This window comes from Nocardioidaceae bacterium SCSIO 66511 (assembly GCA_023100825.1).
In the GTDB taxonomy this organism is placed as follows: domain Bacteria; phylum Actinomycetota; class Actinomycetes; order Propionibacteriales; family Nocardioidaceae; genus Solicola.
On the sequence record CP095846.1, the window covers coordinates 584,924 to 610,864 of the forward strand.

The window sequence follows — 25,941 nt, forward strand, 5'->3', positions numbered from 1 at the left end:
CGCCCATCCTGCCGCGGCGGTGTGACAGGTACGCACGCAGCGCACCCGGTCGACGACCGCGCCACCCCTCGGGACTACTCCTTGAGCGGTGCCTCGTCGAAGGTTCCCTGCTCGGTGAGGATCCCGAAGATTCGCTTGTACGAGTCGTTGCCGGATCCGTCGACCATCGCCTGGCCGAGGTCGATCACGACGCGCGTCTCGCCGTCGGGGGTCTCCTGGAACACGAAGTTGCCTGCGTACTCGTTGTTCGCCGCGAGCTGTTGGTTGTACAGGACGTTCTCCCCGGCGACGATGGCGAGGTCGAGACGGGCGCCCATCCGTTGGAACTTGTCGAGTCGCGGATTCGGACCGAGCACATCGTCAAGGTCGCCGGACTCGCGGGCAGTTTCGGGATAGGGCCCGCCCGGCTGCGGTTTGATCGTCCCGGTCGGCGCTTCGGGACCGCCGGCGTTGACGAGATTCCCGTTCGCGTCGATCGCCCAGTAGTTCGTCTGATCGTCCTGCACCGGTTGCGGCCCGATCTGTGGCGGCGGACCGAGCGGCAACAGCACCGCCAGGTCTTGGCCGAGCTCGATGTCCGTGAGGTGGCTGTAGAGGTTGGTCCACCCGAAGTTGTGGATCGTCTGTGTGTTGTCGGCGGGCCCGTACGGGACCTCAACCGGGTACCAACGTCCGTCCGGGCCCTGGATCCAGCCGTCGTCCGAATCCATCCCCTCGGGCGAATGACCGGCGGGAATGATGTGATCCTTCGGATTCCAGTCATCGGCGAACTGCTGCATCTCCTCGGGGAAGTTCAGCCACAGCCATTCCAGCTCCTCATCCGTACGCGGGTCTTCTGGATCGCTGAGGATGTCGGGGAAATCGTCGGCTTCGACCTCGAGCAAATCAGTGCTGACCCCCTTGATGGGGACCTTGGTGAGGTCGAGCTCCGGCCATGCCAACGCTGCCCACGCGGGGAGGTTCCCGTTCTGCCAGGCGCGCAGGATTGCACCGTCCGTCGGGCCCGTGTCGATCGCGGTAGCGACACTCCGCGCGGCCGCATCGAGCTCGGCCTCGAGCCGTCGATGTTCATCGTCGAGTCGTTTCTGCTCTGCTGCCTCGAGGTCGGGTGGATCGGTGATGGGGTTCGTGGTGACCAGATCCTGGATGTCGGTCGACGCCGGAGTGGCCGGCAGACAGTCAGCCTCGGCGACTCCTCCGGCGGCAATGATCTCTTGGACCCGGGCATTGAGCCTCGAGATCGACATCGGATCGACGCTCGTGTTGTTGTAGCGCTCGATGGCGTCACAGAATCGCTCGACCTGCAGCCCGGCCCAGATGGCCGTGCGGTTGACCTGAGCTGCGTCCTTGTTGGTCGGCTTCAACAGGGCCGAAAAGTTGGTCACGAGCTCGCCGTCGGCCGCCGACACTGCCTTCTCATGCTGTTGAGCCACGATGCCGCTCACGTCATGGACGGCCTTGCCCGACTTTCGCGCTTCGCCTGCCATCGTGCGAAGAGCGGCCGGATCCGTCGGGTAGTACGCGTAGTACCTCATTCATTCCTCCGAGACAGCGCATGCCCACGCCCGATCGGTGCCGCGACATCGATCGCACAGCGACGTGGAACTCCCGAGAGTCTGCGCTGTTCGGAGTGTAAGAGCCGATCGGCTCATGCGCCGCTAAGGGCGCGGATCAGCCGGTGAGGGAGCGCGCGGCAGAGACGATCGTGTCCTCGTCCAGCAGCACGTGCCGGGTCGCGTCGCCGAGTGGTACGAAGCTGTCCTCGCTTGCGACCCGGACGAGCGGTCCGGTAAACCCGCCGTCAACGAGCGCCGTGATGACTTGCTCGGACACTCCGCCCGTGCGCCGCGTCTCGTCGGCGACGAGTACTCGTCCCGTGGCGCGTGCGGCATCGAGGAGGTCCTGGACGGGCAGGGGAGCGAGCCACCGCAGGTCGAGCACTCGGGCATCGACTCCCTGCTCGGCCAGCCGTCGCGCTGCGCGCAGACTCATTCGTACGCCGTTGCCGAAGGTGACGATGGTCAGATCGGAGCCTTCGCCGTACGTACGAGCAGAGCCGATCGGCACGTGCGTGGTCGGGTCTGCCGGGTCGGGGTAGGCGGCGAGCCATTCGCCGTCGTCATCGTCGTGGAGATCCTTGGTGTGGTACAGCGCGATCGGCTCCAGGAACACGCACACCCGGCCATCGACGCCGGCCGCCGAGACGCAGGTGTGCATCATGGCGGCCGCATCGTCGGGGCGCGCCGGCGATGCGATCACCAGCCCGGGTATGTCGCGCAGCGCGGCAACCCCGTTGTCGTTGTGGAAGTGACCCCCGAATCCCTTCTGGTACGCGTACCCGGCGATGCGTACGACCATCGGGTTGCGGTACCGACCGTTCGAGAAGAAGCTCAGCGTGCTCGCCTCGCCGCGCAGCTGATCGGCGGCGTTGTGCAGGTACGCGAGGTACTGGATCTCGGGTACGGGCAGTAGACCGGCGAGGCCCGCACCGAGCGCCGTGCCGAGCACACTCTGCTCGTCGAGCAGCGTGTCGAAGACCCGTCGTGCGCCGAACTCCTTCTGCAGGCCGCGCGTCACGCCGTAGACACCACCCTTGCGGCCGACGTCCTCGCCGAACGCGATCACCCGCTTGTCGTACGCGAGCTCGTCGGCAAGCGCCCGATTGATCGACTGCGCAAGAGTCAGCGGAGTGTCGTCTGCCGTCGTCGTGACCTCGGTGACGCGTCGTGCGACCGACTCAGGAGACGATTTTGCGATCGACGACATGACCTCGTCGGGACTCTCCAGCCGGCGGCTCGTGAGCACCTCGTCGACGAGTGCGGCGACCTCGCTGCGCTTTGCCTCGTACAGGTCCACGATCTCGTCGGGGGTCGACACACCGGACGCGACGAGTGCGCGCGCTGTGCCGAGCAGCGGATCGCGCGCGTACTCGTCGACGATCGCGGACTGGCGCCGGTACGCGGACTCGACGTCGGATCCCGCGTGACCCATCAGGCGGACGGTGCGCAGGTGCAGGAACGCCGGCGACCTGCGGTTGCGTACCCAGTCTGCGGCGGCCGCGGCGGTTTCGAGGCAGCCGAGTGGGTCGCGCCCGTCTGCGGAGAAGTATGCGAGGCCTTCGCGATCGGCGTAGGTGCGCTCGATCCAGTCGGCCGGCGTCGGGACGCTGATGCCGATCTGGTTGTCCTCGCAGACAAGCAGCAGCGGCATCGGAGCGCCTTGGTAGTTCGCATGTAATGCCGCGTTGATTGCGCCGACAGTGCTGGAGTGGTTGGCCGAGGCGTCGCCGAAGCTGCAGACCACGACCGAGCCGGGCGGCCACTCGGAGACGACGCCGAGCTGTTGTGCTCTGCCGAGCGCGAAGGCCAGCCCGACCGAACGAGGCAGGTGCGATGCGATTGTCGAGGTCTGCGGGATCACGGACAGGTCGGCGTTGCCGATCACCTTGTGGCGTCCGCCCGAGATGGGGTCGTCGACGGACGCGACGATGCCGTGCAGCATGTCGCGAAGTGGATGCTGGCCGGGTAGTTGACCCGCTCGCTCCACATAGAACGCGCCGGAGCGGTAGTGCAGCAGTGCGGGATCGGAGGGCCGCAACGCGGCCGCAACCGCGGCGTTCGACTCATGGCCCGCCGAGCCGATGCTGTAGTAGCCGAGGCCTCGCCGACCGAGGTCTCGGGCAGCGAGGTCAACGTGGCGGCTGCCGGCTTGAGCGTCGAACAGCGCCAGCAGTCGCTTGCCGTCGGCATCGGATTCGGCGACGGACGCGGGATCGATGCCACGGATCGCGTCAAGGAGATGACGGTCGACGTCGGCGGCTGGGTCGGTACGTGCCATGCAGCCATTCTTACCGGGTCGGCGATGCAGATCGGCAGGGGTCCGATCCGGAGGGCTCCTGCCGCTGCAGGGAGAGGTCGAGTCCGATACCCGCCGCGATCGCGAGCGTACGTAGCGGACCTTCCACGTCGGGCTGCAACGTGATCGCGCATCCGACGGTGCTTGCACTGGTGCCGCGCGGGTACGTGCCCTGCACCGAACCGATCGGTCGTTCCTTCACGTCGAGGATGTCGAACGCATGCTGCTTCGCGTTCCGAGTACGCAGCTCGCCCACCGGGGTGCCGCCGCTGGTGAGTCCGAACCGGATCTTGCCGACGGAGTTCAGCTGCGTCACCTCCCCGACCTCACGATCTGTGGCGTCGCTGACGACGAGCTGAGCGCGTACGAAGCGGGCCGGCTGGTCCAGCCGTAGCGTGACATCGCCGTCCTGGTCGACCACCTCGAACTGGTGACTGAGGTACTCGTCGATCTTCGATACCAGCCGAAACGCCTTACGTGCAGCGGACTGCTCGACGCGGCGTACGTGCCCGATCGAGTTTCCTTCGCGGTCGACGATCGCATGATCGGAGCAGACCTCCTTGCGCTCGACGACGAGAACTGGCTGCTGCAGCAGCGTCGACATGGTTGCCCTCCGCGGGATAGTCCTGGATGCGGCCGGCTGGGTTGCCGGCGCGCACTTTGATGCAGGACATCCGCGTTGGGTTTCACTTCGGCGCGTACCAACGAATCCAGGTCACTAGTGCAGGTCACTAGTGCAGAGCACTAGGTGGAGGGGATATCCCGCCGCCGCAGACAGGCGAGCGCCGAGGCGCCGAATGCGATCGCAAGCGCGAGCGCCGCGCCGAGCGCCCAGGTCGCCACCGACTCCGTCGGGACCCGGCCGACCCAGTGCATCGGCGAAAGGTTCATGGCCCAGTCGGGTAGCTGCAACGTATCGCCGAGGGTCGCGACCACGGCGAAGTACGCGTAGACAGCCCAGCCGATCGGTTGCAGCGACGGCTTGGCCGCGTAGAGCAGTACGGCCAACGCGGCGAGTGCGAGAGTCGCGGGGAGGTACGCGAACGTCGCCCCGAGCATCCTCGTGAGCTGACTCGAATCACCTTCGGATGCAGCGACGCCAACCCCGAGGGCAAGGCCGCTCGCGAGCGTGACGAACACGATGCCTCCGCAGATCGCGGGTAGGTGACCGAGCAGCCAGCGTGTCCTGCCGAGCGATCCGGCGAGGACGGGTTCGAGGCGTCCTTCTCGTTCCTCCTCACTCACCCGGCTCGCGGCCGCGACTGCGTATCCGGCGACGACGAGCGCCACGATCATCACCACAAAGGCGACGAACGCATCGGCTTGGTCGGATCCGCCGGCCATCACGTCCTGCAATGCAGTGTTGTCCGATGCGACGTCCTCGATCGCGTCGATGACCGACCCGAACGATGCACCGACGAGGATGCCGACGACCGCCCACGCGATCACGAGGCCGCGGTGCATCCGTGCTGCGAGTCCGACGTTGCCCAGGACCGAACGGCTTGCAGCGGTCGGTCCCGGTCGGGCGATGAGCACCCCGCTGCCCAGGTCGCGGCGCTCGAGTACGGCGAACGCCGCCGCTGCGACCGCGACAGCTGTTCCGACGGTGATCGCGATCGGCCACCAGCGGGTGTCGTCGGCGAACGCGCGTACCTCGTCGGTCCAGCCGAGCGGCGTGAGCCAGGTGATGAAGTTGTGCTCGACGGCTCCGACGCCACGGAGCACGAAGGCGACGGCGAGTACGCCGATGGTCATCGCGTACACGCCGCGGGTACGTTCGGCGAGTTGCGCGGCGAGCGCTGCGACCGCGGCGAACCAGACGCCGAGCGCCGCTTGCGCGACGGCGTACGCCGAGGCGTCCGACGACGACACTCCGATCGTGACGAGCGAGAGTACGAAGCCGACTGCGGTGACTGCGAGAGCCGCGACCGTCCAGGTGAGTGCGGCGGCCAGCGGCGCCCGGCGCGAGACGGCGCCGGCGCGGATCATCTCCAGTCGACCGCTCTCCTCTTCTCGTCGAGTCCAGCGCGCCATCAGCAGTACGCCCATCAGCGGGATGGCGATCGAGCTCATGAAGCCGTACTCGTAGCCGATGACGCCGCCGATGTTGTCGACGCCATGCGGGCGGCCGTTGATGGCGAGCGTCGAGCTGTCGGACCCGCTCACACCGGCCGCATACTCGGCGACCTTCGCGGGGGTGTTGTAGACGCTGTCGAGCGACCACGCGGTCGACGCGAAGAGCGCGATCATCGCGATCACCCAGATGAGCAGGGCACGCCTGCCGCTTCGCCAGTGCGTGGCCAGCATGATTCGGAGCCCGCCGCGCTCCGAGAGCGTCGCCGTTTCGACGGTTGCGGCTCGCGTACTCATGCTCCGGCTTCCGTCGATGCGGAGTCGGCGCCGTAGTAGCTGCTGAGGAACAGGTCGTCGAGGCTCGGCGGCTCCACCGTCAGCGAGTGCAGGCCGGCCGCGTGCACAAGGCCGATCGCTTCGTCGACGTGGTCTGTATCGACCTTGAACGTGACATCGAAACGATCGTCGACCGGAGTCGTTGTCAGATCGTGAACCCCCCCGAGGTTCACGATCTCGACCGGATCGACCTTGGTCACCGCATGCACCGAAGTACGCGTATGCCTTCTCATCTCGGAGAGAGTCCCGGAGGTCACGGTCTTGCCCTTGCGGATGATGGTGACTCGGTCGCCAAGCGCCTCGACCTCGGACAGGATGTGGCTCGACAACAACACGGTCGTACCTTCGCTCGTACGCTCGCGGACGGTGTCTTGGAACACCTTCTCCATCAGCGGGTCGAGGCCCGAGGTCGGCTCGTCCAGCACGAGCAGGTCGACCTCGGCGGCCAATGCTGCGACGAGGGCGACCTTCTGCCGGTTGCCCTTCGAGTAGTCATCGCTGCGCTTGGTCGGATCGAGGTCGAAGCGATCGATCAGGTCCGCACGCCGGCCGGCGGGGAGCCCGCCGTGGACCGATGCGAGAACGTCGATGCATTCACCGCCGCTCATGCCCGGCCACAGCGAGACGTCGCCCGGCACGTACGCGAGGTTGCGATGCAGTCGTACGGCGTCCTGCCACGGGTCGCCTCCGAACAACCTCGCCTGACCGCCGCTCGCGCGTACGAGCCCGAGCAGGATGCGGATCGTCGTCGACTTTCCTGCTCCGTTCGGGCCGAGGAAGCCATGCACCTCGCCGCGGCGTATGTGCAGGTCGAGGCCGTCGAGAGCCCGGAAGGAGCCGAAGGTCTTCTCCAGGGCGCTGATGTCGACGACCACCTCGTCTGGGGTTGTCTGAGTTGTCACGAGAGTCCAATCTGCCGGGTCGGACGGCGCGCCCGACACATCATGTGTACCACTTGTACACACCACCCGTCCAGCGGCTACGATCGTTGCCGTGCCGCTTCCTCGATTCACCCGACTTCCCGCTGACGAGCAACGTCGCATCCTCGACATAGCGTTGACGGCGTTTGCGGAGAAGGGCACCGACGCCGCGTCGTACAACCAGATAATTGCCGCTGCGGGCATCTCCCGCTCGTCGGCGTACAACTACTTCGACGGTCGAGAGGACCTACTCGACGCCGTGCTCGATGAGGTCGCTCAGCGCTTCGGTGACGTACTCGGCACCTGGCCGCCGGTCGCCGACGCCGCGTCGTTCTGGGCCGAGCTGGCGCGGAGCACGGAGCGAATCGCGGCGCATATCGAGCAGCATCCGGCCGACCTCGCGCTCATCGATGCGGCGTTCTACGACCGGAGTCGTGGCCGGTTCGTCGGCTGGATCGAGGACCTCGTGGCGAACGCCGCGGATATCGGGCTGGTGACCATCCCGGTGGACCGATCCCTGCTCGTCACGATCATGACGACCGTGCTTCCGGCGTTCGACACCTGGGCGATCGAGGTGATGCGGTCGGGCGGGCCGATGCCCGACTTCGCCGAGCTGAAGACGGTGCTGTGCCATCTCTGGGGTACGCCCGACGAACTGCGGTGAGTCAGGTCCGGATGATGCGCCGCTCGATCGCTGCGGCTACGGCACCGGCACGGGTGTCGACGCCGAGCTTGCCGTAGATGTGTGACAGATGCGATTTGACCGTGGCCTCGCTGACCAGGAGTCGCTTGGCCAGCTCCTTGTTCGCCAATCCCCTGGCCAGCAGCTCAACGATCTCGACCTCCCGATCGGTCAGGGTAGGCACCGGCGAGCTCGCGCGTCGTACGAGGGTTGCTGCAACTGCTGGTGCGAGCACAGTCTCGCCGCGGGCGGTGCCGCGGATCGCTCGGAACAGCTCGTCCGACGGAGCATCCTTGAGCAGGTAGCCCGCCGCACCCGCTTCGACCGCTGCCAGGATGTCGGCCTCGGTGTCGTACGTCGTCAGTACCAACACCTGTGGCGGATCGGGCAGTGAGCGTACGGTCGCCGTCGCGTCAGCACCGCCGCAACCGGCCCCGAGGTTCAGATCCATCAACACGACGTCGGGCTTCGTCTGCCGCACCGTCGCGGTCGCCGAGGCGGCGTCGGCCGCCTCACCGACGACGGTGAGGTCGTCTTGTCCATCGAGCAGCGCCCGGACCCCCGCGCGTACGACGGGGTGGTCATCGACGAGGACGATGCGGATCACCAGGTCATTCTCCCTGTATGGAGGCGTCCAGCGGAATGCTCACTGCGAGTGCCGTGCCCTCGCCGGGGGCGGACTCGATGACGAAACTGCCGCCCAGCCCGTCGATACGGGCCCTGATGCCCGCCAGTCCGCGGCCCCGCCCGCGACCGTCCGGGCGTACTGCCGTCGGGTCGAAGCCGCGACCGTCGTCGCGTACGTCGAGGGTGACCGAGTCCGGTTGGTACGTCAGCGACACCGCGACGCGGTCCGCGTTTGCGTGCTCGATGACGTTGGCAAGAGCGCCGCGCACGGTGCGTACCAAGGCGGTGGAGATCGGCCCAGGCAACGTGGCGGCCTGCCCATGAACACGCATCGAAACCTCGACCCGCCCGCGTACGGATTCCTCGGTCGCGCGCTCGATCGCCGCCTGAAGGCCGGCGCCGCCGCTCAGCTCTGCCGGGGCCAGATCGCGTACGACCCTGCGTACCTCGTCGAGCCCGTCGCGTGCCGTGAACGCCGCCTGCGACATATGCTTGCGCGCCGCAGACGGGCGGGTGTCCCAGTCCTGGTCGGCTGCCTGCAACAGCAGGTTGATGCTCGACAGGCCCTGCGCGACGGAGTCGTGGATCTCCCGCGACAGCCTGGATCGTTCGGCCTCGACCCCGGCCTGATGTTGCGCTGCGGCGAGGTCTCCTTGCGCCTCGTGCAGTTCGTCGAGGAGCCGCTGGCGCTCTGCGGCTTGTCGTTCGAGCGCGCGGTAGGCACCGACGGCGAGCACGGCAATCGCGATCGGACCGGCGATCACCGTGGGATCGAGAGAGTCGGACATCGTCGACCACGACACGACGACCGTCGTGACCATCACCGCGACGACCACGTACGCAGCGGCGTAGGAGAGGACCCGCAGCGCGACGAACGCGAGCGGGACGGCACACCAGGAGAACGACGGCGCCAGCACGGTGAGGCCGACCCAAACGGCGACGACCAGGCAACACCAGGCCGCGGCGGGAAGCAGCCGGAAGCTCGCGTACGCGCAGAGCAGTAGCACCGCGCCGGACAGGACCAGCGGCCCGCGATCGGATAAGCCGTGGCCATCGAGGTATCGCCACGTGGACGTGACCGTGAGCACCACGAATGCGACGTGGAGCCAGGACTCGAGGCGTTCGACACCGCCGAGCAGGGGACGGATGCGTCCGTGCGCCGACCCGTCCATAGCTGTCGACACTAGCGAAATGAGTGGACCTCGGCATCATCCGTTCGGCTATTCGCGGCAAGCCGATCGGGTGGACGACGCATGGCTGGTTGCCCGATGTGCGGGCGCGTTCGAGCGGCGAGGGTGGTGGAACACGCAAGTGAGTCGATGAGGGAGCACCTATGGCGCGCACGGCCGAAGCGATGCCCGCAGTCACCTCCAACGGACCGGAGGCGACATGATCCGCGGGATTGCCATGGTGGCGGTGGCCTTGACACTCGTCGTTGGCTGCGCCGGGCAGGGCGAGAATGGTGCGCCGGCCGCCGAGCCACAGGGAACAAGCACCTCGCAGCCGACCGGAACGCCAGATCAACCGAAGGAAGCGCAGGAGACGACGGTGCTGAGTGACGAACGCCAGGCGGAGCTCGACGCCGAACTGATCGAGGCATCGTGGGACAACGACGTGCCGCGAGCCCGTCGACTGATCGAACAGGGCGCCGACGTCAACGCCAAGGACGACACGGAGCAGAGTGCGTACCTGATCTCCACCAGCGAGGGGTACGCGCGGTTGCTCGATCTCACGCTGCGGCATGGAGCCGACGTGACGTCGTTGGACAGCTTCGACGGCACCGGGCTCATCCGTGCCGCCGAGCGTGGGCACGCAGACATCGTCGGCCGGCTGATCCGGGCGAACGTCGAGGTCGACCACGTCAACAACCTCGGCTGGACGGCACTGCACGAGGCGATCGTCCTCGGCGACGGATCGCGCCGGTACATCGACACGGTTCGTACGCTCGTCGCAGGGGGTGCGGACGTATGCATTCGCTCCGAAAGGGACGGCGTAGCGCCGCTCGACCACGCCTCGTCGAAGGGATTCGACGCGATCGCGGCGACGCTGCGTGGCGCGATCGATGATGCGCCGATCGCGGGGGCCGATCGGGCGCTGCTGGAGGCTTCGGCGGCGGGCGATGCCGATCGAGCGGCCCTCGCCATCAGGGCGGGTGCCGACCTGGAGACGCGTGACGACCGCCGGCGGACGCCGCTGCTGGCCGCCGTCACGAACGACCGAGTCGGCGTTGCGCGGCTGCTCGTATCGCTCGGGGCCGATCCCGATGCGCTCGACGGCCAGCACGACACGCCCTGGCTGGTCACGGGTGTGACGGGAAGCGTTGTGATGATCGAGGCGCTGCTGCCCGCAGAACCCGATCTGTCGATCCGCAACAGGTACGGCGGCCTCTCGGTGATTCCGGCGAGCGAACGCGGGCACGTCGAGTACGTACGCCGAGTGGTGCGTACCGGGATCGACGTCAACCATGTCAACGATCTCGGGTGGACCGCGCTGCTGGAGGCGGTTGTCCTCGGCGACGGTTCGCGGCCGTACCAGCAGATCGTCCGTGCCCTGCTCGATGCGGGTGCAGATCCGTCGATCGCTGACCGCGACGGCGTCACGGCACTGCGGCACGCGGAGACGAGCGGGCAGACCGTGGTCGCGCAGATCCTCGGGGCGGCGTCCTGAGCACGGACGTCCTACGCTTAGGGCATGACTGAACGGTTCGACGTCGTTGTCCTCGGCGGTGGAGTCGGCGGTTACGTCGCCGCCATCCGCGCCTCCCAGCTCGGCAAGTCCGTTGCCGTGATCGAACGGAAGTACTGGGGCGGTGTCTGTCTCAATGTCGGATGCATCCCGAGCAAGGCGCTGCTACGCAACGCCGAGGTCGCGCATCTGATCCAGCACGAGGCGACCGACGTCTACGGCGTGACGGTCGGCGACGTGAAGCTCGACTACTCCAAGGCGTACGAGCGCAGCCGGTCGGTCTCCGACGGTCGCGTCAAGGGGGTGCACTTCTTGATGAAGAAGAACAAGATCAAGGAGTACGACGGCTGGGGCACGTTCGTCGACGCGAACACCATGCAGGTGACGCTCAACGACGGTGGCGAGGAGACGGTGTCGTTCGACAACTGCATCATCGCGACCGGCGCCACGACGAAGCTGCTGCCCGGCACGTCGCTGTCGGAGCGCGTCGTGACGTACGAAGAGCAGATCATGTCGGACTCCCTGCCCGACAGCATCGTCATTGCCGGCGCGGGTGCGATCGGTATCGAGTTCGCGTACGTGATGGCCAACTACGGCGTCGATGTGACGATCGTGGAGTTCCTCGACCGAATCCTGCCGCTCGAGGATCCCGAGGTCTCCAAGGAGCTGACCCGCCAGTACAAGAAGCTCGGCATCGAGCTGCTGACGTCGACCCGCGTCGACTCGATCGACGACAGCGGTGACAAGGTCACGGTGGCTGTCACCAAGGGCGATCAGCAGCAGACCCTGCAGGCCGACAAGGTGCTGCAGGCGATCGGGTTCCAACCGCGGGTCGAGGGCTTCGGTCTCGAGAACACCGGTGTCACCGTGACCGAGCGTGGCGCCATCGACATCGACGATCGCATGCGTACGAACGTGCCGAACATCTACGCCATCGGCGATGTGACCGCCAAGCTGATGCTCGCGCACGCCGGCGAGGCGATGGGCATCGTCGCGGCCGAGACGATCGCCGACGCCGAGACGTTCGAGCTCGACTACACGATGATTCCGAAGGCCACGTACTGCCAGCCGCAGGTCGCCAGCTTCGGCTACACCGAGGAGCAGGCCAAGGAGCTCGGCCACGACGTGAAGGTGGCGAAGTTCCCGTTCATGGCCAACGGCAAGGCGCATGGCCTCGGCCAGACAGCCGGGTTCGTCAAGGTGGTCGCCGACTCGCAGTTCAACGAGATCCTCGGCGCGCACATGATCGGTCCCGATGTCACCGAGCTCCTACCCGAGCTCACCCTCGCCCAGCTGTGGGACCTCGGCGCCGACGAGATCGCCCGCAACGTACACGCGCATCCGACGCTGTCCGAGGCGGTCAAGGAGGCCGTTCACGGCATCGCCGGCCACATGATCAACATGTGATCGAAACTAGGCGCTGACCTGCGAAGACTCATTCGCGCCACCCTCTGTGGACACAGCCGGTACACGGAGCGCTGCGTCGATGGCCCGTCGTGCACGCTCGCCGCTCGATGGCATCAGGTGCGTGTACGTCCGCAACGTGAAGCCGGGATCGGTGTGTCCGAGGTACTCGCTCAGGGCGCGAATGTTCTCCCCGGCGTCGAGGAGCGCGCTTGCGTAGTAGTGCCGTAGCGCGTGCATTCCGTTCTCGCGGCTTGGCCTTGCCTCTGCCCCTTTCAGCGCGGGAACCCAGACGCGACGGTTGAACTCATTGCGTACGAGTGCATCGCCAGACTTGGACGTAACGATGAGATCGAACCCCGACGGGGAGCCGTCAGGTGTGCCCCACGGCAGCACGACCCGCTGTGCAGGCAAGACCGCAAGATGAGCCGCGAGGGCGTCCCGGACGGAGCTCGGTAGCGGCACGGTTCGTTCAGCCTTGCTCTTGGGCAGGCGGAACGCGAGACCGCCCGTCGAGAACTGACGGACCTGCCGCCGCACGTGTACCTCGCCACCCAGGAAGTCGACATCATCGACTGAGAGGCCGAACACCTCACCCTGACGAAGGCCAAGGCCCGCCGCGAGCGTCGCCACGATCCGGTATCGCTCCGGCAGCGCATCCCGCACAGCGTGGACCCGCTCGACCGACCACGGCACGACCTTGCGCGACGTGCGACGCGGAGCACGTACGGACCCCGCCTTGCACGGGTTCGACCGAACTACCTCGTCATCGACCGCCGCCGTGAAGATTGCCGAAACGACTCCTAGCACGTCGTGTTGGTAACTCTCGCTGATCGACAGCCCACGTAGCCAACTCTGCACCGTGGACGGCTTGATCTGCCGCATCTGCTTACCGCCCAGGACCGGGTACACGTGACGCCTAAGCGCACGCCCCTGAATATCGCGTGAGGTCATGTCGAAGGTCTGAGCCTCTAGCCACCCTGCCGCGTACTTCTCAAACGTGACCTTTCCCGCATCAGGGTCGATGTACTGACCACGCACAAGGTCGGCAGCCACGTTGTCCCGATGGCGCTCAGCGTCACGCTTCAACCGGAACGTCTTGGCACGCTGTCGTCCGTCAGGATCACGCCAACGTACGCGATAGCTCACAATCTCCTTGCCGCTGTCGTCCTCGCGAGTACGACGTTCGATGCTTGCCATCAGCTACGCCGCCTCGTCGAACAGCCATTGCCGAATAACGTCGGGGTCGTACCGCAGGTACCGACCGACACGAAACGCCTTAGGCCCGATACCCAGATGCCGCCAGTGATACAACGTCGCAACGGGAACGCCCAGGTACGCCGAAGCATCCTCTGCCGTCCACAGGGCCTCACGAACTGCTCTACTCATGCTGATCGTCCTTTCTCCGGTTATGCCGCATCGGACGCGGCGGGCTGAGTTGCCGAACGGTTGTCGGGTGGTCCGTCTCGTGCGGCGATGAGTTCGCGTGCTCGTTCGTACTCGGCTCGCCGTTGGTTGCGTTCGGTGATGGCGGATTTGATGATGAGTCGGTATTCGGGTCCGCCGTCGTCGTCGGGGTCGAGGTTTTCCCAGGCGTAGCGGGCTTGGCCGTCGTCGTCGGTGGCGTCGGCGGCGTAGCGGTCGGTACGTGGCGCGTCGATCCCGGCTTGGATAAGAACTTGCCGAATGACGGCGGCACGATCGGCCTTGTGCTCGACGAGCGTCTTACCGGACCACTGCCGCGAGGTCAGGACCCGCCGTCCGCCGTGGCCGAGGTTGTTCGGGTCGTGTGCAGCTTTGCCGCAGTCGCCGGGTTCCATACCAGGCTCGACGCCATCGGGTTGGATTCCGAACCGGAGCCAGTTCGGGCACTCCGGCGAACAGGGCAGGTATTTCGTTTCGGCGGCCAGCCGCGACCGGTGCTCACGCTGACGTGCGCTGACGGTGCCGGGGTCGTAGGCGTCCGCGATCGACTTGGTGAGGTACTTCGTCAGGTACCCGACGGTGCGTTTGACCTCGGCCCGGTTGGTCGGTGCCACTCCCTGGTAGTCGAACTGTGAGCCGAACCGGATCGTGTGGGCCGGTTCGGCGTTCTCGTCGTCGAGCTCCCGCATGGCCGCATCCCAGGTCTGCAAGGGCGTACGGGTGTCGGGGTCGACGTAGCCGCCGCGTGAACCGTCACGGGTTTCGGACCGGTCGGTTATGTGTGGGCTGGCTCCGGTTGGAGCACTGGTAGGAGCCGATCGTAGTGGGCTTGTTCGTACTCGATCGGCGGGAGGTAGGTCAGGCTGGAGTGCAGACGATCGTGGTTGTACCAGTCGACCCATTCGGCGGTCAGGTACTCGGCCTCGGCGAGGGTCTTGATCGGCCCGTCGGGCTTGATGCACTCGTTCTTGTAGAGGCCGTTGATCGATTCCATCAGATTTGCTACCAGCTTTGCTATCACGGCACCGCCGGGACGCCCTCCGCACCATCGTCGGTGTCGTCGTCCTCGTCATCTGCCTGGTCCATGGCGTCAGCGAACAGGTCAGCGACGCCGTCCGTGTGCTTTCGGATCACGTGCGCGTACACCCGGAGCGTGATCGACGGGTCGGCATGTCCGAGCCGTTCGGCCACCACATGCACCGGGACGCCAGCGAGCAGTAGGTGAGTCGCTTGCACATGCCGCAGGGCACGCGCGGCCGGCTTCGATTCGGGAGTCACTGTTGACGATGATCAGATTATGGTAGATAGTGTGATGTATTGGTAGAAGTTGAGAGGATTTGGGCGATGGCGACGGAGATTCCGGCGGCACGGCTGGAGCGGCTGCGTGAGCTCGTCGACCGGCGCGGGGTCGTTTCTCTGAAGCAGGCGCAGGAAGCGCTCGATGTTTCGGTGATGACGGTTCGCCGCGACTTCGCCGCGCTCGAGGAGCTCGGTGTCGTACGCCGGACCCGTGGCGGGGTGGTCGGTGTAGGGCGGGTCGTTCCGGATACGTCGTACGCCGATCGCAAGGATCGCGAGGTCGACGCGAAGTCCACGATCGGGCGGGCCGCCGCCGGGCTCGTCGAGGACGGCGACACGATCTTCCTCAGCGGCGGGACGACCTGTCTCGCGATGGCTCGGGCACTCGCCTCGACCAAGGGTGTGACCGTGGTGACCAACTCTCTCGACGCGCTCGCCGTCCTGGTACCGATGCCGGAGCTCACGGTGATCGGCACCGGCGGGCATGCGAGCGGCCGCAACAACGACATGACCGGGCCGGTGGCGGAGTCGATGATCGCCGGACTGCGTGCGACGAAGGCATTCATCGGCGCCTCGGGCCTGACACCCGACGGTGTGTTCAACGCAGACCTCGGGCGAGCTTCGATCGACCGGGTGATGTCGGAGGCGGCGAACGAGACGGTCGTCCTGTCCGATCACACGAAGATCGGAGCATCGGCGTTCGCCCTCGTCACGGCGCTGAGCGGTGTCGACAGCGTCGTCACCGACAAGACCCTGCGCAAGGCCGAGCGCGAATGGCTCACAGCGGAGGACGTTTCGGTCCTCGTCGCGCGGGCGGGTACGCGACTCGACGACGCCGGGTGACAGTCAGGCGATCGGTCCGGTTCGGGTCGTTCGGGTCGCCCTTCTCGAATCAAACGAATCAGGAGGAAGGACCCATGCTCAAAGCAGGCACGGGAGTGGTCGTCTTCGCGGCCGTCGTTTCACTGACAGGTGGAGGCAGTGTCTCGGCGATGCCGGGCAATCATTCGGGCGCCGCGGAGATCGGTTCGGTGGCCGCGGAGTTCGAGACCCGGGCGGTATTCGACGACGAGGCCGGTGGCTTCGCCGACACCGACGACCCGGCGATCTGGGTGAACCCGGAGCACCGTGATCGCAGTGTCGTGATCGTCACCCAGAAGGAGGCCGGGCTCGTCGTCTTCGATCTCGGCGGGAATCCGCTGCAGGAGCTCCCGGCTCCGCCCGCACCAGGCGATGGGGATGCACCGGGTCGCCTCAACAACGTCGATCTCGTCTACGGGGTGCCGCTCGGCGACGACGAGGAGCCCACCGACCTTGCCGTCGTGAGCGACCGCGGCCGTGACCAGGTGCGGATCTACGCGATCGATCCGGAAGCGGCGGACGACGGCGATGCGCCCTTGCGGGATGTGACGGCCGACGATGTGCCGTACGTGTTCTCCGCCGATCAGGACGAGGTCAACGGCGAGGCGACCGCGTACGGCCTGGCCGCCTGGCAGGACGGCGATCAGGCGTACGCCGCCGTCAGTCGCAACAACGACACGGCCCTGGCACAGGTTCGCCTCGAGCCGACCGACGATGGTCACGTCACGTACGAGACCGTCGATCGGCTGAACCTGCCTTCCAGCTTCGACCTGCCCGACGGCACCCGATGGACACCGTGTGGCGATCCCGGGGAGCTGCCGCAGGTCGAGGGCATGGTGGTCGATCGCGATCGTGGAGTGCTCTATGCGGCGCAGGAGAACGTCGCCCTCTGGCGGGTTCCGCTCGACGAGGAGGAGTTCGGTTCTGTGCGCATCGTCGACAAGGTACGCGAGTACGGCATCCCGTGGACGTACGACCCGAACGCGGACGAGGAGTGCGCGGTTGACTACGCCGACGACCCGGGCTTCGGAGGCAAGCATCTCGCTGCCGATGCCGAGGGGTTGACGATCTACGACGCGGGTGACGGCGACGGGCAGCTCGTTGCCTCCAGCCAGGGCGACAACACGTTCGCGACCTACGACCGTGCCGCGGGCAACGCGTTCACGGGATCGTTCGAGATCGTCGACGGTGACGCGACCGACGGTGTGCAGGAGTGCGACGGCGCCGACTTGACGAGCGCCGACCTCGGCGGTGCGTTCGAGGACGGACTGCTGGTCGTACAGGACGGAGACAACACCCCTGACGTACCCGGCGACGGTGGCGAGGCACGCGACAACTCGAACGTGAAGTTCGTGAGCTGGGGCGAGATCGCGCCCGGGCTTGCGCGCCGAGCCCACCTCGGATCACATCGTCACTCGAAGGGACATGCACGATGAGTCCGCTGTTGAACAGGCATCGGGCCAGGATCGGGTTGGCGGCGGCCGTTGCGACAGTTAGCGCCCTGGTCGCGGCCGGGTGCGGCACCTCCGACGACGCGCCGGCAGAGGAGTCCGCGGAGCTCTCCGACACCGACTTCGACCTCGAGGATATTGCCTCCGCTGCGAAGGAGGAGGGTGAGCTCAACGTCTACAACAACTCCAGCTCGGTCGAGGACGTCGCGGCGAACTTCAGCGACGAGTTCGGGATCGACACAACCGGCACCAAGGCCGAGACCAGCGAGATGGTCGAGAAGGTGACGCGCGAGGTCGACTCGGGCAATGTGACCGTCTCGGTCATCCAGATCGAGGACGGCGCGGCACTGGTCGGCCAACTGCTCGACCGGGGATACGTGCAGTCGTGGGTGCCTTCCGACCTCGAGTCGAAGATCGATGGGCAGAACGCCGACCCGCTCGCGTACGTCTGGCGTGCGCTGACGGTCGCGTACAACCCGGACGTGTATCCAAAGGGATGTCCGGTCGACAACATGTGGGAGCTGACCGACCCGGAGTGGAAGGGGAAGGTTGCCTTCCAGGATCCGCGGCTCAAGACCAACCTGCTGAACTGGTTCATCGAGCTCACCAACAGCGGAGCGACACCGCTCGAGGACGCGTACAAGGACTACGCCGGTGAGGCCCTGGACACCGATGAGGACAACGCGGGTTGGGAGTTCATCCAGCGGCTGGCCCAGAACGAACCGATCCTGACCGACTCGGACAGCGATGCCGCGGCCGCGACCGGGGCGAGCGGCCAGGACGATCCGCCGCTCTCGATCCTGTCGTCGGCCAAGTACATCGATGCGGAGGAGGACGGTAACTCGCTCGCCGTCTGCGACACGCTCAAGCCCTGGGTCGGGGTGGCGTACCCGAAGTACATGGCCATCGTCTCCGACGCCCCGGCGCCGAACGCGGCCAAGCTCTGGGTCCACTACGTGCTCACCGAGGAGGGCATCGAACCCGAGCTCGAGGACGGAGGCTTCTCCGCGAACACCGAGGTTCCGCCGGCGTCGGATAACGACCCCGAGGGTCTGGAGGACTGGGGCAAGCAATTGCTGCCCCTGCTGCCTAAGAACAACGGCGACTACTGGGACGGACGACAGACCATGTCGGACTTCTGGCAGATCAACGCGGACAGCTGACGTCGATCCACCACCGACAACGAATGCGGGAGGCGAGACATGCCAACGGCCCTGGCCACGCGCCCTGAGGCGCCACGGACGCGTCGGTTGCGTTACCGGCTGACCGTGGCAGGACGCGAACCCACCCTCCTGGTGGGCCTCATCCTGACCGTGCTGCTCCTCTACCTCGTCGTCGCGCCCGTTGTCGCCCTGCTGTCGGACGGCTTTCGGGTTCACTACGGCGACGAGGGTGCGGCCGGGGCTCCGGCGGGCGAGTGGACGCTCTACTACGCGCAGCGGGTGTTCAGCTCGCCGATCAGCAAGCTGCTGCTCTGGGAGCCGCTGGTCAACACGCTGGTCGCCGCCGTCGGCGTCACGATTCTGGCGCTCTTACTGGGTGGTGGACTGGCCTGGCTCGTCTCTCGCACCGACCTTCCCGGACAGCGAGTGCTCGGGACCGCGCTGATCATCCCGTACATGCTGCCGTCCTGGACGTTCTCGCTGGCCTGGCTCGCGGTCTTCAAGAACCGCCGCATCGGCGGGCAGGCCGGTCTGATGGAGACCGTTGGCTTCACACCGCCGGACTGGCTTGCGTACGGCCGAGTGCCGATCATCATCTGCCTCGGGGTGCACTACTTCCCGTTCGCGTTTCTCCTTGTCAGCAACGCGTTGCGGCGAGTCGACTCCCAACTCGAGGAGTCGGCGCGGATACTCGGCGCGCCGCGGCGGGTCATCGCCCGCAGGATCATCATCCCGTTGCTCCTGCCGGCGCTGATGTCCGGAGTGCTGCTGACCTTCTCGCGGGTGATCGGGACATTCGGCACACCGTACGTGCTCGGGCTTCCGGTCGACCACACGATGCTGTCGACGTCGCTGTACCAGGCGTTCCGCCAGGGCTCGGTCGGAGTGATGGCGGTCCTGGCCGCGGTGATCGTCGCGATCGGTGTGTCGATCCTGGTCGCCGATGCGTGGTTGCTTCGAGAGCATCGAAGGTTCGTCACGGTCGGCACGAAGGGCGCGATGCACCGGCCCGTCGACCTCGGGCGCTTCCGGACACCGGTCGTCGCCGGGGTGTGGCTCGTCTTCGGGCTGACCGTCATCGTTCCCGCCGGTGTCCTGCTGCTGTCGACGATCAGCCGGGTGCCCGGAGACTTCAGCCTCGACAACTTCACGCTCGACTTCTGGTTCGCCGAACACATCGACCATCAGGACGCTCTACCGCAAGGACTGTTGCGGAGTCCGGAGATGATCGAGGCGACCTGGAACACGCTCCGCATCGTGGGGCTCGCGGCACTCGTCTGTGGCGTACTCGGCCTGCTCATCGGCTACCTGGTGGTCCGGCTCGCGCACACGAAGATCGCGCAGATCCTGCGCCAGGTGTCCTTCCTGCCCTATCTCGTGCCGGGCATCGCGTTCGCGGCGGCGTACCTCTCGCTCTTCGCCGTCGCACGCGGTCCGATCCCGGCGCTGTACGGCACCTTCTTCCTGCTGCTGTTGGTTCTCGTGGTGCAACACATTCCCTACTCCTCGCGATCCGGCATCTCCGCGATGATGCAGCTCGGCCGTGAGCCCGAGGAGGCCGCGCAGATCTGCGGCGCGGGATGGATCTCTCGCATCGGCCGGATCGTGATACCGATCCAGAAGGGCGCCTTGGCGACCGCCGTGATCCTGCCGTTCATCTCGACCGTCAAAGAGCTGTCCGCGGTGATCATGCTCGCCACGCCGGGGACCGAGCTGCTGACCACCTTGTCCGTACGCCTCAACGACTACGCCTACACGCAGGCGGCCAACGGTGTCGTTCTCGTCATCGCGTTCATCGCGCTGGTCTTCACGTGGATGGCGCAACGCATCGGCCGCAACACACTCGACTCCGGAATCGGAGGGTGATCACGTATGCCCGACATTCGCCTTTCTGGCATCTGTAAGGACTTCGGCAGCGCACGAGCGGTCGACGACCTCGACCTGACGATTCCCGACGGCTCCTTCACTTGTCTGCTGGGGCCCTCGGGCTGCGGCAAGACGACCACCCTGCGCATCATCTCGGGCCTCGAGCATCCGACCGACGGGGAGCTCGCCATGGACGACCGGGTACTCGACTCCGTCGCGGCGGGGACGTTCGTACCGCCAGAGCGCCGCGACATGGGTCTCGTCTTCCAAAGCTACGCGCTGTGGCCGCATCTCACCGTGCGCGAGAACACCGAGTTCGGTCTGCGGATGCGCCGCCTCGGGCACGCGGAGCGGGACGCGCGGGTGGACGAGACGCTCAGACTGGTACGCATCGACGACGTCGCCGACCGCTACCCGGCGCAACTGTCCGGCGGACAGCAACAGCGGGTCGCACTCGCCCGTATGCTCGCGATGCGGCCCAAGGTGCTACTGCTCGACGAGCCACTGTCGAATCTCGATGCGCAGCTTCGTCTCGAGATGCGTACCGAGCTGAAGCGGATACACGACGAGCTCGACACGACCATCGTCTTCGTCACTCATGACCAGCTCGAGGCGATGACGCTCGCAACGGATGTCGCGGTCATGAACAACGGCCGGCTCGAACAGTTCGCGCCTCCACTCGAGGTGTATGGGCGCCCGGCGTCGGAGTTCGTGGCGCGTTTCGTCGGCAGCCCGCCGATGAACCTGATCTCGCTCGCAGGCGACCGCCTCGGCGCGTCGTTGAACGCATACACGAGCGCGTTCGGCCCGGGTCGGACAGACATCGAGTCAGTCGGAATCCGCCCGGAGGCGCTCCAGCTCGGATCGTCCGCGGCCGGCACGGGATGTTGGCAGGAGACCGCGACGGTCGAGACCATCCTGCCGACCGGGTACGCCTGGATCGTACGACTCAGCGTGCTGGACGGCACGGTGTTCGCCGTCGCCTTCGCCGAGGACGGTCTGAGGCCGGGCGCGACCGTACGTTTCCACGTCGAAGCCGCGGACATCCACCTGTTCGACAATGGAGGGCGTCGGGCCGGGTCGGTTGCCGGCGACGACCGTGACGCCGCAGCAGAGTCCATGCGTGACTCGACAGAGGTGGCGTGATGACCGGACGGCGGCCGTTCGTCCCCGAGGCGCTCCTCGTCGATTTCGGCGGCGTGCTGATGTCGTCGACTGTCAAGCAGGGCTGGCGCGAGCAGGTCGTCGACGCCGTTGCGTACGCCGTCGGGTCCGGCGTCTCGCGGGAGCAGATCCGCCACGACCTCGACGCCGGCCTGACCGCCTGGCGGGCGTGGAAGGCGGCGATGAATCGCCCGTACGCCCCGCGTGACCTGAGCCATGTCGAGTTCTGGTGCGATTTCGTCGGCGCGGACTGGCCGGGCGCAGCCCGCGATGCCGTGCGTGATCGGGCGAGCGAGCTCTGCTGGTTCCTCGACCGGTCGAGGGCAGCTCGCGAACCCCGCACCGGCACCGGCGGGCTGCTGCAGGCGGCATACGACGCCGATATCCCGGTCGCGGTCGTGAGCAATGCGCTGTGTGGGCAGGTGCATCGCGAGGAGCTTGCGCGTCTTGGCATGACGAAGCACATCGCCGTGGAGCTCTACTCGGACGAGGCCGGCATCCGCAAGCCGAACCCGCATCTCATCCACCAGGCGGCCAAGCGGCTCGACGTACCAGTCGGACGCGCCTGGTACGTCGGCGACCGGTACGACCGTGACATCGTCTGCGGTCGCCGTGCAGGCGCCGGTCTGGTGGTGCTGATGCGGGCCGGCGACACCGAGGCCAGCAAGGCGAACGTCGCCGCCGCACCAGATCTGATCGTCGACGACCCGGCCGACCTGTGCCGTCGACTGCGCGACATCCAAGACGAAGGGGAGCGATCCGGATGACCAACACGACTGGGTACGACTCGGCCGGCCTGCTCGACGTGGCCCGCTCGGCGGCGCTCGAGGTCGGCGATCTCATCCGCGAGGGCTTCGGAGCGGCAGGAGGGATCTCCTTCAAGCGGGATTTCCACGACGTGGTGACCGAGTACGACAAGCGCGCCGAGCAGGTCATTGTGGACATCCTGCAGTCCAAGGTTCCCGGCTCGACGGTGTGCGGTGAAGAGGGCGGATTCCTGGCAGGCGACGCCGACGCCACCGTCGAGTCGGCCATCACCTGGTACGTCGACCCGATCGACGGTACCGGCAACTTCGCCCGCGGGCTCCCGTTCTGCTGCGTGTCGATCGCCGCGGCCACCGCCGACGCCCTCGTCGCAGGGATCGTGTACGACCCCTTGCGTCGTGAGGAGTTCACCGCCGCCGACGGTGCTGCGTACTGCAACGGTGAACGGCTCGAGGCCAGCGCGGCCCGCAGCGACTCGGAGGCGGTTCTGGTCACCGGGTTCCCGAAGCATCGGCCGTGGGAGCGCGGGGGCAGGCCGGACCCCGCGCGTTTCGCCGAGTTGGTCGACCGGTTTCGTTCGGTGCGGCGCATCGGGTCCGCGGCGCTGACACTCGCGTACGTCGCCGCCGGCAGGATCGACGTCGCGCTCGGCGTTCGTACGAGCCCGTGGGACGTCGCGGCGGGAGCGTTGCTCGTCGAGTGTGCGGGTGGGGCGTACGTGCCGCTGCGATCCGAGGGCGATGACGACCTGCCCGTGTGGGATGTCGACAGCCACGTCGCGTTCGGTCGCGGCTTCGACCTGGACCAGTCCTGTCTCGCCGACCTGGTCGGTCGGTGAAGGAATGGAACGGCACAGCCTTCGCTACCGCTGGCTGGTCACGGATCTCGACGGCACCCTACTCGACAGGCGACAGCGGATCGTGACCCGCAGCCACCACGCACTCGACCGCTTCCAGGAGCTCGGCGGAACGGTGCTGATCGCCACCGGCCGGATCGAGAGTTCGGCTCTGCCGTACTACCGCGAGCTGGGCTTGCATACCCCGGCGATCCTGCACAACGGCGCACGCGTCGTCGACCTGTCGACCGATCGGACGCTGCTGCGCAGAGAGCTTCCCGAACGCTCCGTGGCGGCCATCGTGAAGGTCGCCGAGAGTGTCGACTTTCCGTGCTCGTTCGCGGTGTTCTCTGGACGGACCGCGTACGTGACGGCGGTCGACTCCGCGTTGTCCGGCTACGCGAGCAGGGACGGCCTCGAGTTCGAGATCCGTGCTGAGGTGAGCGATCTACGCGCGTCCAAGGTGTTGCTGATCGCCGCCGAACGCGACCAGACGGCACTGCTCGCGGAACTCGCGAACGTCGACGGCACCCATGTCGTGCAGTCCGAACGAACGTATCTCGAGGTACTTCCCGAGCACACCGACAAAGGCAGCGCGTTGGACTGGCTGCTTCGAGAGAACTCGGTCGCCGCCGCGGACGTAGTCGCGATCGGCGACGGAATGAATGACGTCGCGATGATCGGTCGCGCCGGACTCGGTGCATGCGTCTCGGACGCGCAGCCCGACGTCGCTGCGATGGCAGACCTGATAGTCGGGTCATGCACGGCCGGTGGGGTCGCCGACGTAGTGGACCTCGCCATCAACGGGCTGCGATGAGTGCGGCGTACGCGGCGGCAATTCTGCCGCTGGTGGTGGCGGGTGCGTTCTCGATCGTGACCGGATTGAACGACGGCGGCACGCTGCTCTCGGCCGGTCTCAAGGTGCGCGGGTTGCACTTCCCCGTCGCGGTCGGCGTTCTCGCCATCGCGCTTGTCGTGGTGCCCATCATCGTCGGTACCTACGTCGCAAGCATGTTCAGCGAACGGATGGTCTCGTTCACCGGTTCCGGCGCCTCAGGCGTACACGCGGCCGTGACCATCGCGATCGTCGTCGCGCTTGCCACGACGAGTTGGCTCGCATCTCGTGGTAAGCCCACCAGCCTGACCCTTGCGACCGTCGGCGCTCTCGTCGGAGCCGGCCTCGGACTCGGGCTGCCCGTGTCGGGGCGAACGGTCGTGACCGTGTTGCTCGCCGGTATCGCCGCGCCACTTGCCGGCGGACTCGTCGGGAATGCGATGGTCCGGATACTCGGCCGGATCTCCTTGACCGGCTCGCTGCGCCGCGTACACCGGCTCGCGTTCACCGGGCAGTGCATCGCGTACGCGGCCGGCGACGGCCAGAAGATGTACGCGATCTTCGCGCTCACCGGCGGAGCGACTGGCTCGACCGCAATCCATCCGTGGATGATCCCCGTCGCAAGCGTCCTGTTCGTGGTCGGCGCGGTCGGCGGTCTTGCAGGGACCGGGCGCGCCCTCAACTCGGCGCTCGCCCCGGTACGTCCCGTGCACGCCGTGTCGGCCGAGCTCGGCTCGGCGGGCGCGGTGTCGGGCTGCGCGGCACTCGGATTCCCGGTCAGCATGACCCAAGCCGTCGCCGGAGGCATCGTCGGCTCGGGTCTCGACCGCGCTCGCTGGCCGGCGGTCTTGCGTCTGGCGGGAGCATGGATCGTCACGCTTCCAGTCAGCCTGCTCGCCGCCGGTATTGGCGTCCTTACCATGCGGACGATGCTGTGAGCGCGGTGCGCAGGCTGCTGAGCCTCACCACCGGCCGGATCGACGGCACCCTCGTCAGCGCGCTGTCCGGCCAACTGCACGCGGCGCAGGAAGGTGCCGATCTCGCCCTCGCCATGACGAGTGGAGCGCTGGCTGCCGCTGAGGCGCGCGAGCAGATGCGGCTGACCGAACATCGCGGCGACCGCGAACGCGGCCGCCTCGTCGGCGGTCTCAGCAGGGCGCTCGTCACGCCGATGGACCGCGAAGACCTGTTCCGATTGTCTCGCTCGATCGATGACGTACTCGACACGCTGCGCGACTTCGTACGGGAGTCCGACCTGTTCGGAATGGGCGACCAGGCTGATCTCGCGCCGATCCTGGACCAGATCCGGGCCGGTCTCTCCGCGCTATCCGACGCCGTCGACGACCTGCTCGCAAACCCCGATCGGGTGGCTGCCAGTGCACTGGCTGCGAAGAAGGCAGGCGGCGGCGTACGCCGCCTGTACGAGGACGAGATCGCCCGCATCCTCGCCGACGAGAACGGCGTACTCGCTCTGCGCAAGCATGAGCTGGCACGCCGGCTTGACGACGTCGGCAGGCAGCTCAGCCAGGCCGCCGACTCGATCGCCGACGGTGCGATGAAACGCTGGCATTAGTTAGATCCTCGGCCCGATCGAGTACTGACACGCGCGCTCGCGGTGCAGACGCGTAGGAGCGGTCGATCTGCGTCGCGGATCGGTTTGAACTCCTGACGACGAACATGCCCGGTGCCCATTGA

At 66.8% G+C, this 25,941-nt stretch carries 24 protein-coding genes and 1 pseudogene; 13 read left to right on the plus strand and 12 right to left on the minus strand.

What is annotated here, in order from left to right; translation table 11 throughout:
• Positions 1-74: 74 nt before the first annotated feature.
• From MU582_02715 to MU582_02735, 5 genes are all read right to left on the minus strand, one after another.
• A complete protein-coding gene (locus MU582_02715; protein UPK75568.1) occupies positions 75-1,535 on the minus strand; it encodes a hypothetical protein in 1,461 nt (486 codons plus the stop codon).
• 136 nt (positions 1,536-1,671) lie between these two features.
• Positions 1,672-3,837, minus strand: coding sequence for a thiamine pyrophosphate-dependent enzyme (locus MU582_02720; GenBank protein UPK75569.1), 2,166 nt, complete (start codon positions 3,835-3,837; stop codon positions 1,672-1,674).
• Positions 3,838-3,847: 10 nt separating this feature from the next.
• Positions 3,848-4,459: a hypothetical protein gene (locus MU582_02725; protein UPK75570.1), complete on the minus strand. Its 612-nt coding sequence runs from the start codon at positions 4,457-4,459 to the stop codon at positions 3,848-3,850.
• 140 nt (positions 4,460-4,599) lie between these two features.
• Positions 4,600-6,225: a hypothetical protein gene (locus tag MU582_02730; GenBank protein ID UPK75571.1), complete on the minus strand. Its 1,626-nt coding sequence runs from the start codon at positions 6,223-6,225 to the stop codon at positions 4,600-4,602.
• On the minus strand, positions 6,222-7,166 hold the full coding sequence (locus MU582_02735; GenBank protein UPK75572.1) for an ABC transporter ATP-binding protein: 945 nt from the start codon (positions 7,164-7,166) through the stop codon (positions 6,222-6,224). The genes MU582_02730 and MU582_02735 overlap by 4 nt, the downstream gene beginning before the upstream one ends.
• Positions 7,167-7,257: 91 nt before the next feature.
• On the opposite strand from MU582_02735, the gene MU582_02740 reads away from it, so the two are divergent.
• On the plus strand, positions 7,258-7,848 hold the full coding sequence (locus MU582_02740; protein UPK75573.1) for a TetR/AcrR family transcriptional regulator: 591 nt from the start codon (positions 7,258-7,260) through the stop codon (positions 7,846-7,848).
• A gap of 1 nt (position 7,849) precedes the next feature.
• On the opposite strand, the gene MU582_02745 is transcribed toward MU582_02740, so the two are convergent.
• Positions 7,850-8,473 carry a response regulator transcription factor gene (locus MU582_02745; GenBank protein UPK75574.1) on the minus strand — a complete coding sequence of 208 codons (624 nt, stop codon included), beginning with the start codon at positions 8,471-8,473 and terminating at the stop codon, positions 7,850-7,852.
• A 4-nt stretch (positions 8,474-8,477) separates the two neighbouring features.
• Positions 8,478-9,665, minus strand: a complete 1,188-nt coding sequence (locus tag MU582_02750) for a sensor histidine kinase (protein ID UPK75575.1) — start codon at positions 9,663-9,665, stop codon at positions 8,478-8,480.
• A 217-nt stretch (positions 9,666-9,882) separates the two neighbouring features.
• Here MU582_02750 and MU582_02755 point away from each other — a divergent pair, with 217 nt between their 5' ends.
• Both MU582_02755 and lpdA read left to right on the plus strand, forming a co-directional pair.
• Positions 9,883-11,160 (plus strand): ankyrin repeat domain-containing protein, encoded by a 1,278-nt coding sequence (locus MU582_02755; GenBank protein UPK75576.1) that lies wholly within the window; start codon positions 9,883-9,885, stop codon positions 11,158-11,160.
• Positions 11,161-11,184: 24 nt separating this feature from the next.
• The gene (gene lpdA / locus MU582_02760) at positions 11,185-12,585 is read left to right on the plus strand and encodes a dihydrolipoyl dehydrogenase (GenBank protein UPK75577.1); all 1,401 of its coding nucleotides are present in this window, start codon (positions 11,185-11,187) and stop codon (positions 12,583-12,585) included.
• Positions 12,586-12,591: 6 nt separating this feature from the next.
• Here lpdA and MU582_02765 read toward each other — a convergent pair whose 3' ends face one another.
• From MU582_02765 to MU582_02785, 5 genes and pseudogenes are all read right to left on the minus strand, one after another.
• On the minus strand, positions 12,592-13,782 hold the full coding sequence (locus MU582_02765; protein ID UPK75578.1) for a site-specific integrase: 1,191 nt from the start codon (positions 13,780-13,782) through the stop codon (positions 12,592-12,594).
• 3 nt (positions 13,783-13,785) lie between these two features.
• On the minus strand, positions 13,786-13,971 hold the full coding sequence (locus tag MU582_02770; GenBank protein UPK75579.1) for a helix-turn-helix domain-containing protein: 186 nt from the start codon (positions 13,969-13,971) through the stop codon (positions 13,786-13,788).
• 20 nt (positions 13,972-13,991) lie between these two features.
• A complete protein-coding gene (locus MU582_02775) occupies positions 13,992-14,696 on the minus strand; it encodes a hypothetical protein (protein ID UPK75580.1) in 705 nt (234 codons plus the stop codon).
• Positions 14,697-14,878: 182 nt separating this feature from the next.
• A pseudogene (locus MU582_02780) lies at positions 14,879-15,007 on the minus strand (integrase core domain-containing protein).
• Positions 15,008-15,024: 17 nt separating this feature from the next.
• Positions 15,025-15,285, minus strand: coding sequence for a tyrosine-type recombinase/integrase (locus MU582_02785; protein UPK75581.1), 261 nt, complete (start codon positions 15,283-15,285; stop codon positions 15,025-15,027).
• Between the two features lie 66 nt (positions 15,286-15,351).
• On the opposite strand from MU582_02785, the gene MU582_02790 reads away from it, so the two are divergent.
• The 10 genes from MU582_02790 to MU582_02835 all read left to right on the plus strand — a co-directional run bounded on the left by MU582_02790 (position 15,352) and on the right by MU582_02835 (position 25,819).
• The gene (locus MU582_02790; GenBank protein UPK75582.1) at positions 15,352-16,149 is read left to right on the plus strand and encodes a DeoR/GlpR family DNA-binding transcription regulator; all 798 of its coding nucleotides are present in this window, start codon (positions 15,352-15,354) and stop codon (positions 16,147-16,149) included.
• A 74-nt stretch (positions 16,150-16,223) separates the two neighbouring features.
• Entirely contained in the window at positions 16,224-17,603 is a 1,380-nt protein-coding gene (locus MU582_02795) for a phytase (GenBank protein ID UPK75583.1), read from the plus strand.
• Positions 17,600-18,781 (plus strand): ABC transporter substrate-binding protein, encoded by a 1,182-nt coding sequence (locus MU582_02800; protein UPK75584.1) that lies wholly within the window; start codon positions 17,600-17,602, stop codon positions 18,779-18,781. Before MU582_02795 ends, MU582_02800 begins: the two co-directional genes overlap by 4 nt.
• A gap of 105 nt (positions 18,782-18,886) precedes the next feature.
• On the plus strand, positions 18,887-20,647 hold the full coding sequence (locus MU582_02805) for an iron ABC transporter permease (protein ID UPK75585.1): 1,761 nt from the start codon (positions 18,887-18,889) through the stop codon (positions 20,645-20,647).
• Between the two features lie 6 nt (positions 20,648-20,653).
• Positions 20,654-21,793 (plus strand): ABC transporter ATP-binding protein, encoded by a 1,140-nt coding sequence (locus tag MU582_02810; GenBank protein ID UPK75586.1) that lies wholly within the window; start codon positions 20,654-20,656, stop codon positions 21,791-21,793.
• Positions 21,793-22,578 carry an HAD family hydrolase gene (locus MU582_02815; GenBank protein UPK75587.1) on the plus strand — a complete coding sequence of 262 codons (786 nt, stop codon included), beginning with the start codon at positions 21,793-21,795 and terminating at the stop codon, positions 22,576-22,578. The genes MU582_02810 and MU582_02815 overlap by 1 nt, the downstream gene beginning before the upstream one ends.
• Positions 22,575-23,414, plus strand: a complete 840-nt coding sequence (locus MU582_02820) for an inositol monophosphatase (GenBank protein ID UPK75588.1) — start codon at positions 22,575-22,577, stop codon at positions 23,412-23,414. Before MU582_02815 ends, MU582_02820 begins: the two co-directional genes overlap by 4 nt.
• 4 nt (positions 23,415-23,418) lie before the next feature.
• Positions 23,419-24,228, plus strand: a complete 810-nt coding sequence (locus tag MU582_02825; GenBank protein UPK75589.1) for a Cof-type HAD-IIB family hydrolase — start codon at positions 23,419-23,421, stop codon at positions 24,226-24,228.
• Positions 24,225-25,184, plus strand: coding sequence for an inorganic phosphate transporter (locus tag MU582_02830; protein UPK75590.1), 960 nt, complete (start codon positions 24,225-24,227; stop codon positions 25,182-25,184). The genes MU582_02825 and MU582_02830 overlap by 4 nt, the downstream gene beginning before the upstream one ends.
• Complete coding sequence (locus tag MU582_02835; GenBank protein UPK75591.1) at positions 25,181-25,819, plus strand: DUF47 family protein; 639 nt, start codon at positions 25,181-25,183, stop codon at positions 25,817-25,819. Before MU582_02830 ends, MU582_02835 begins: the two co-directional genes overlap by 4 nt.
• Positions 25,820-25,941: the final 122 nt, after the last annotated feature.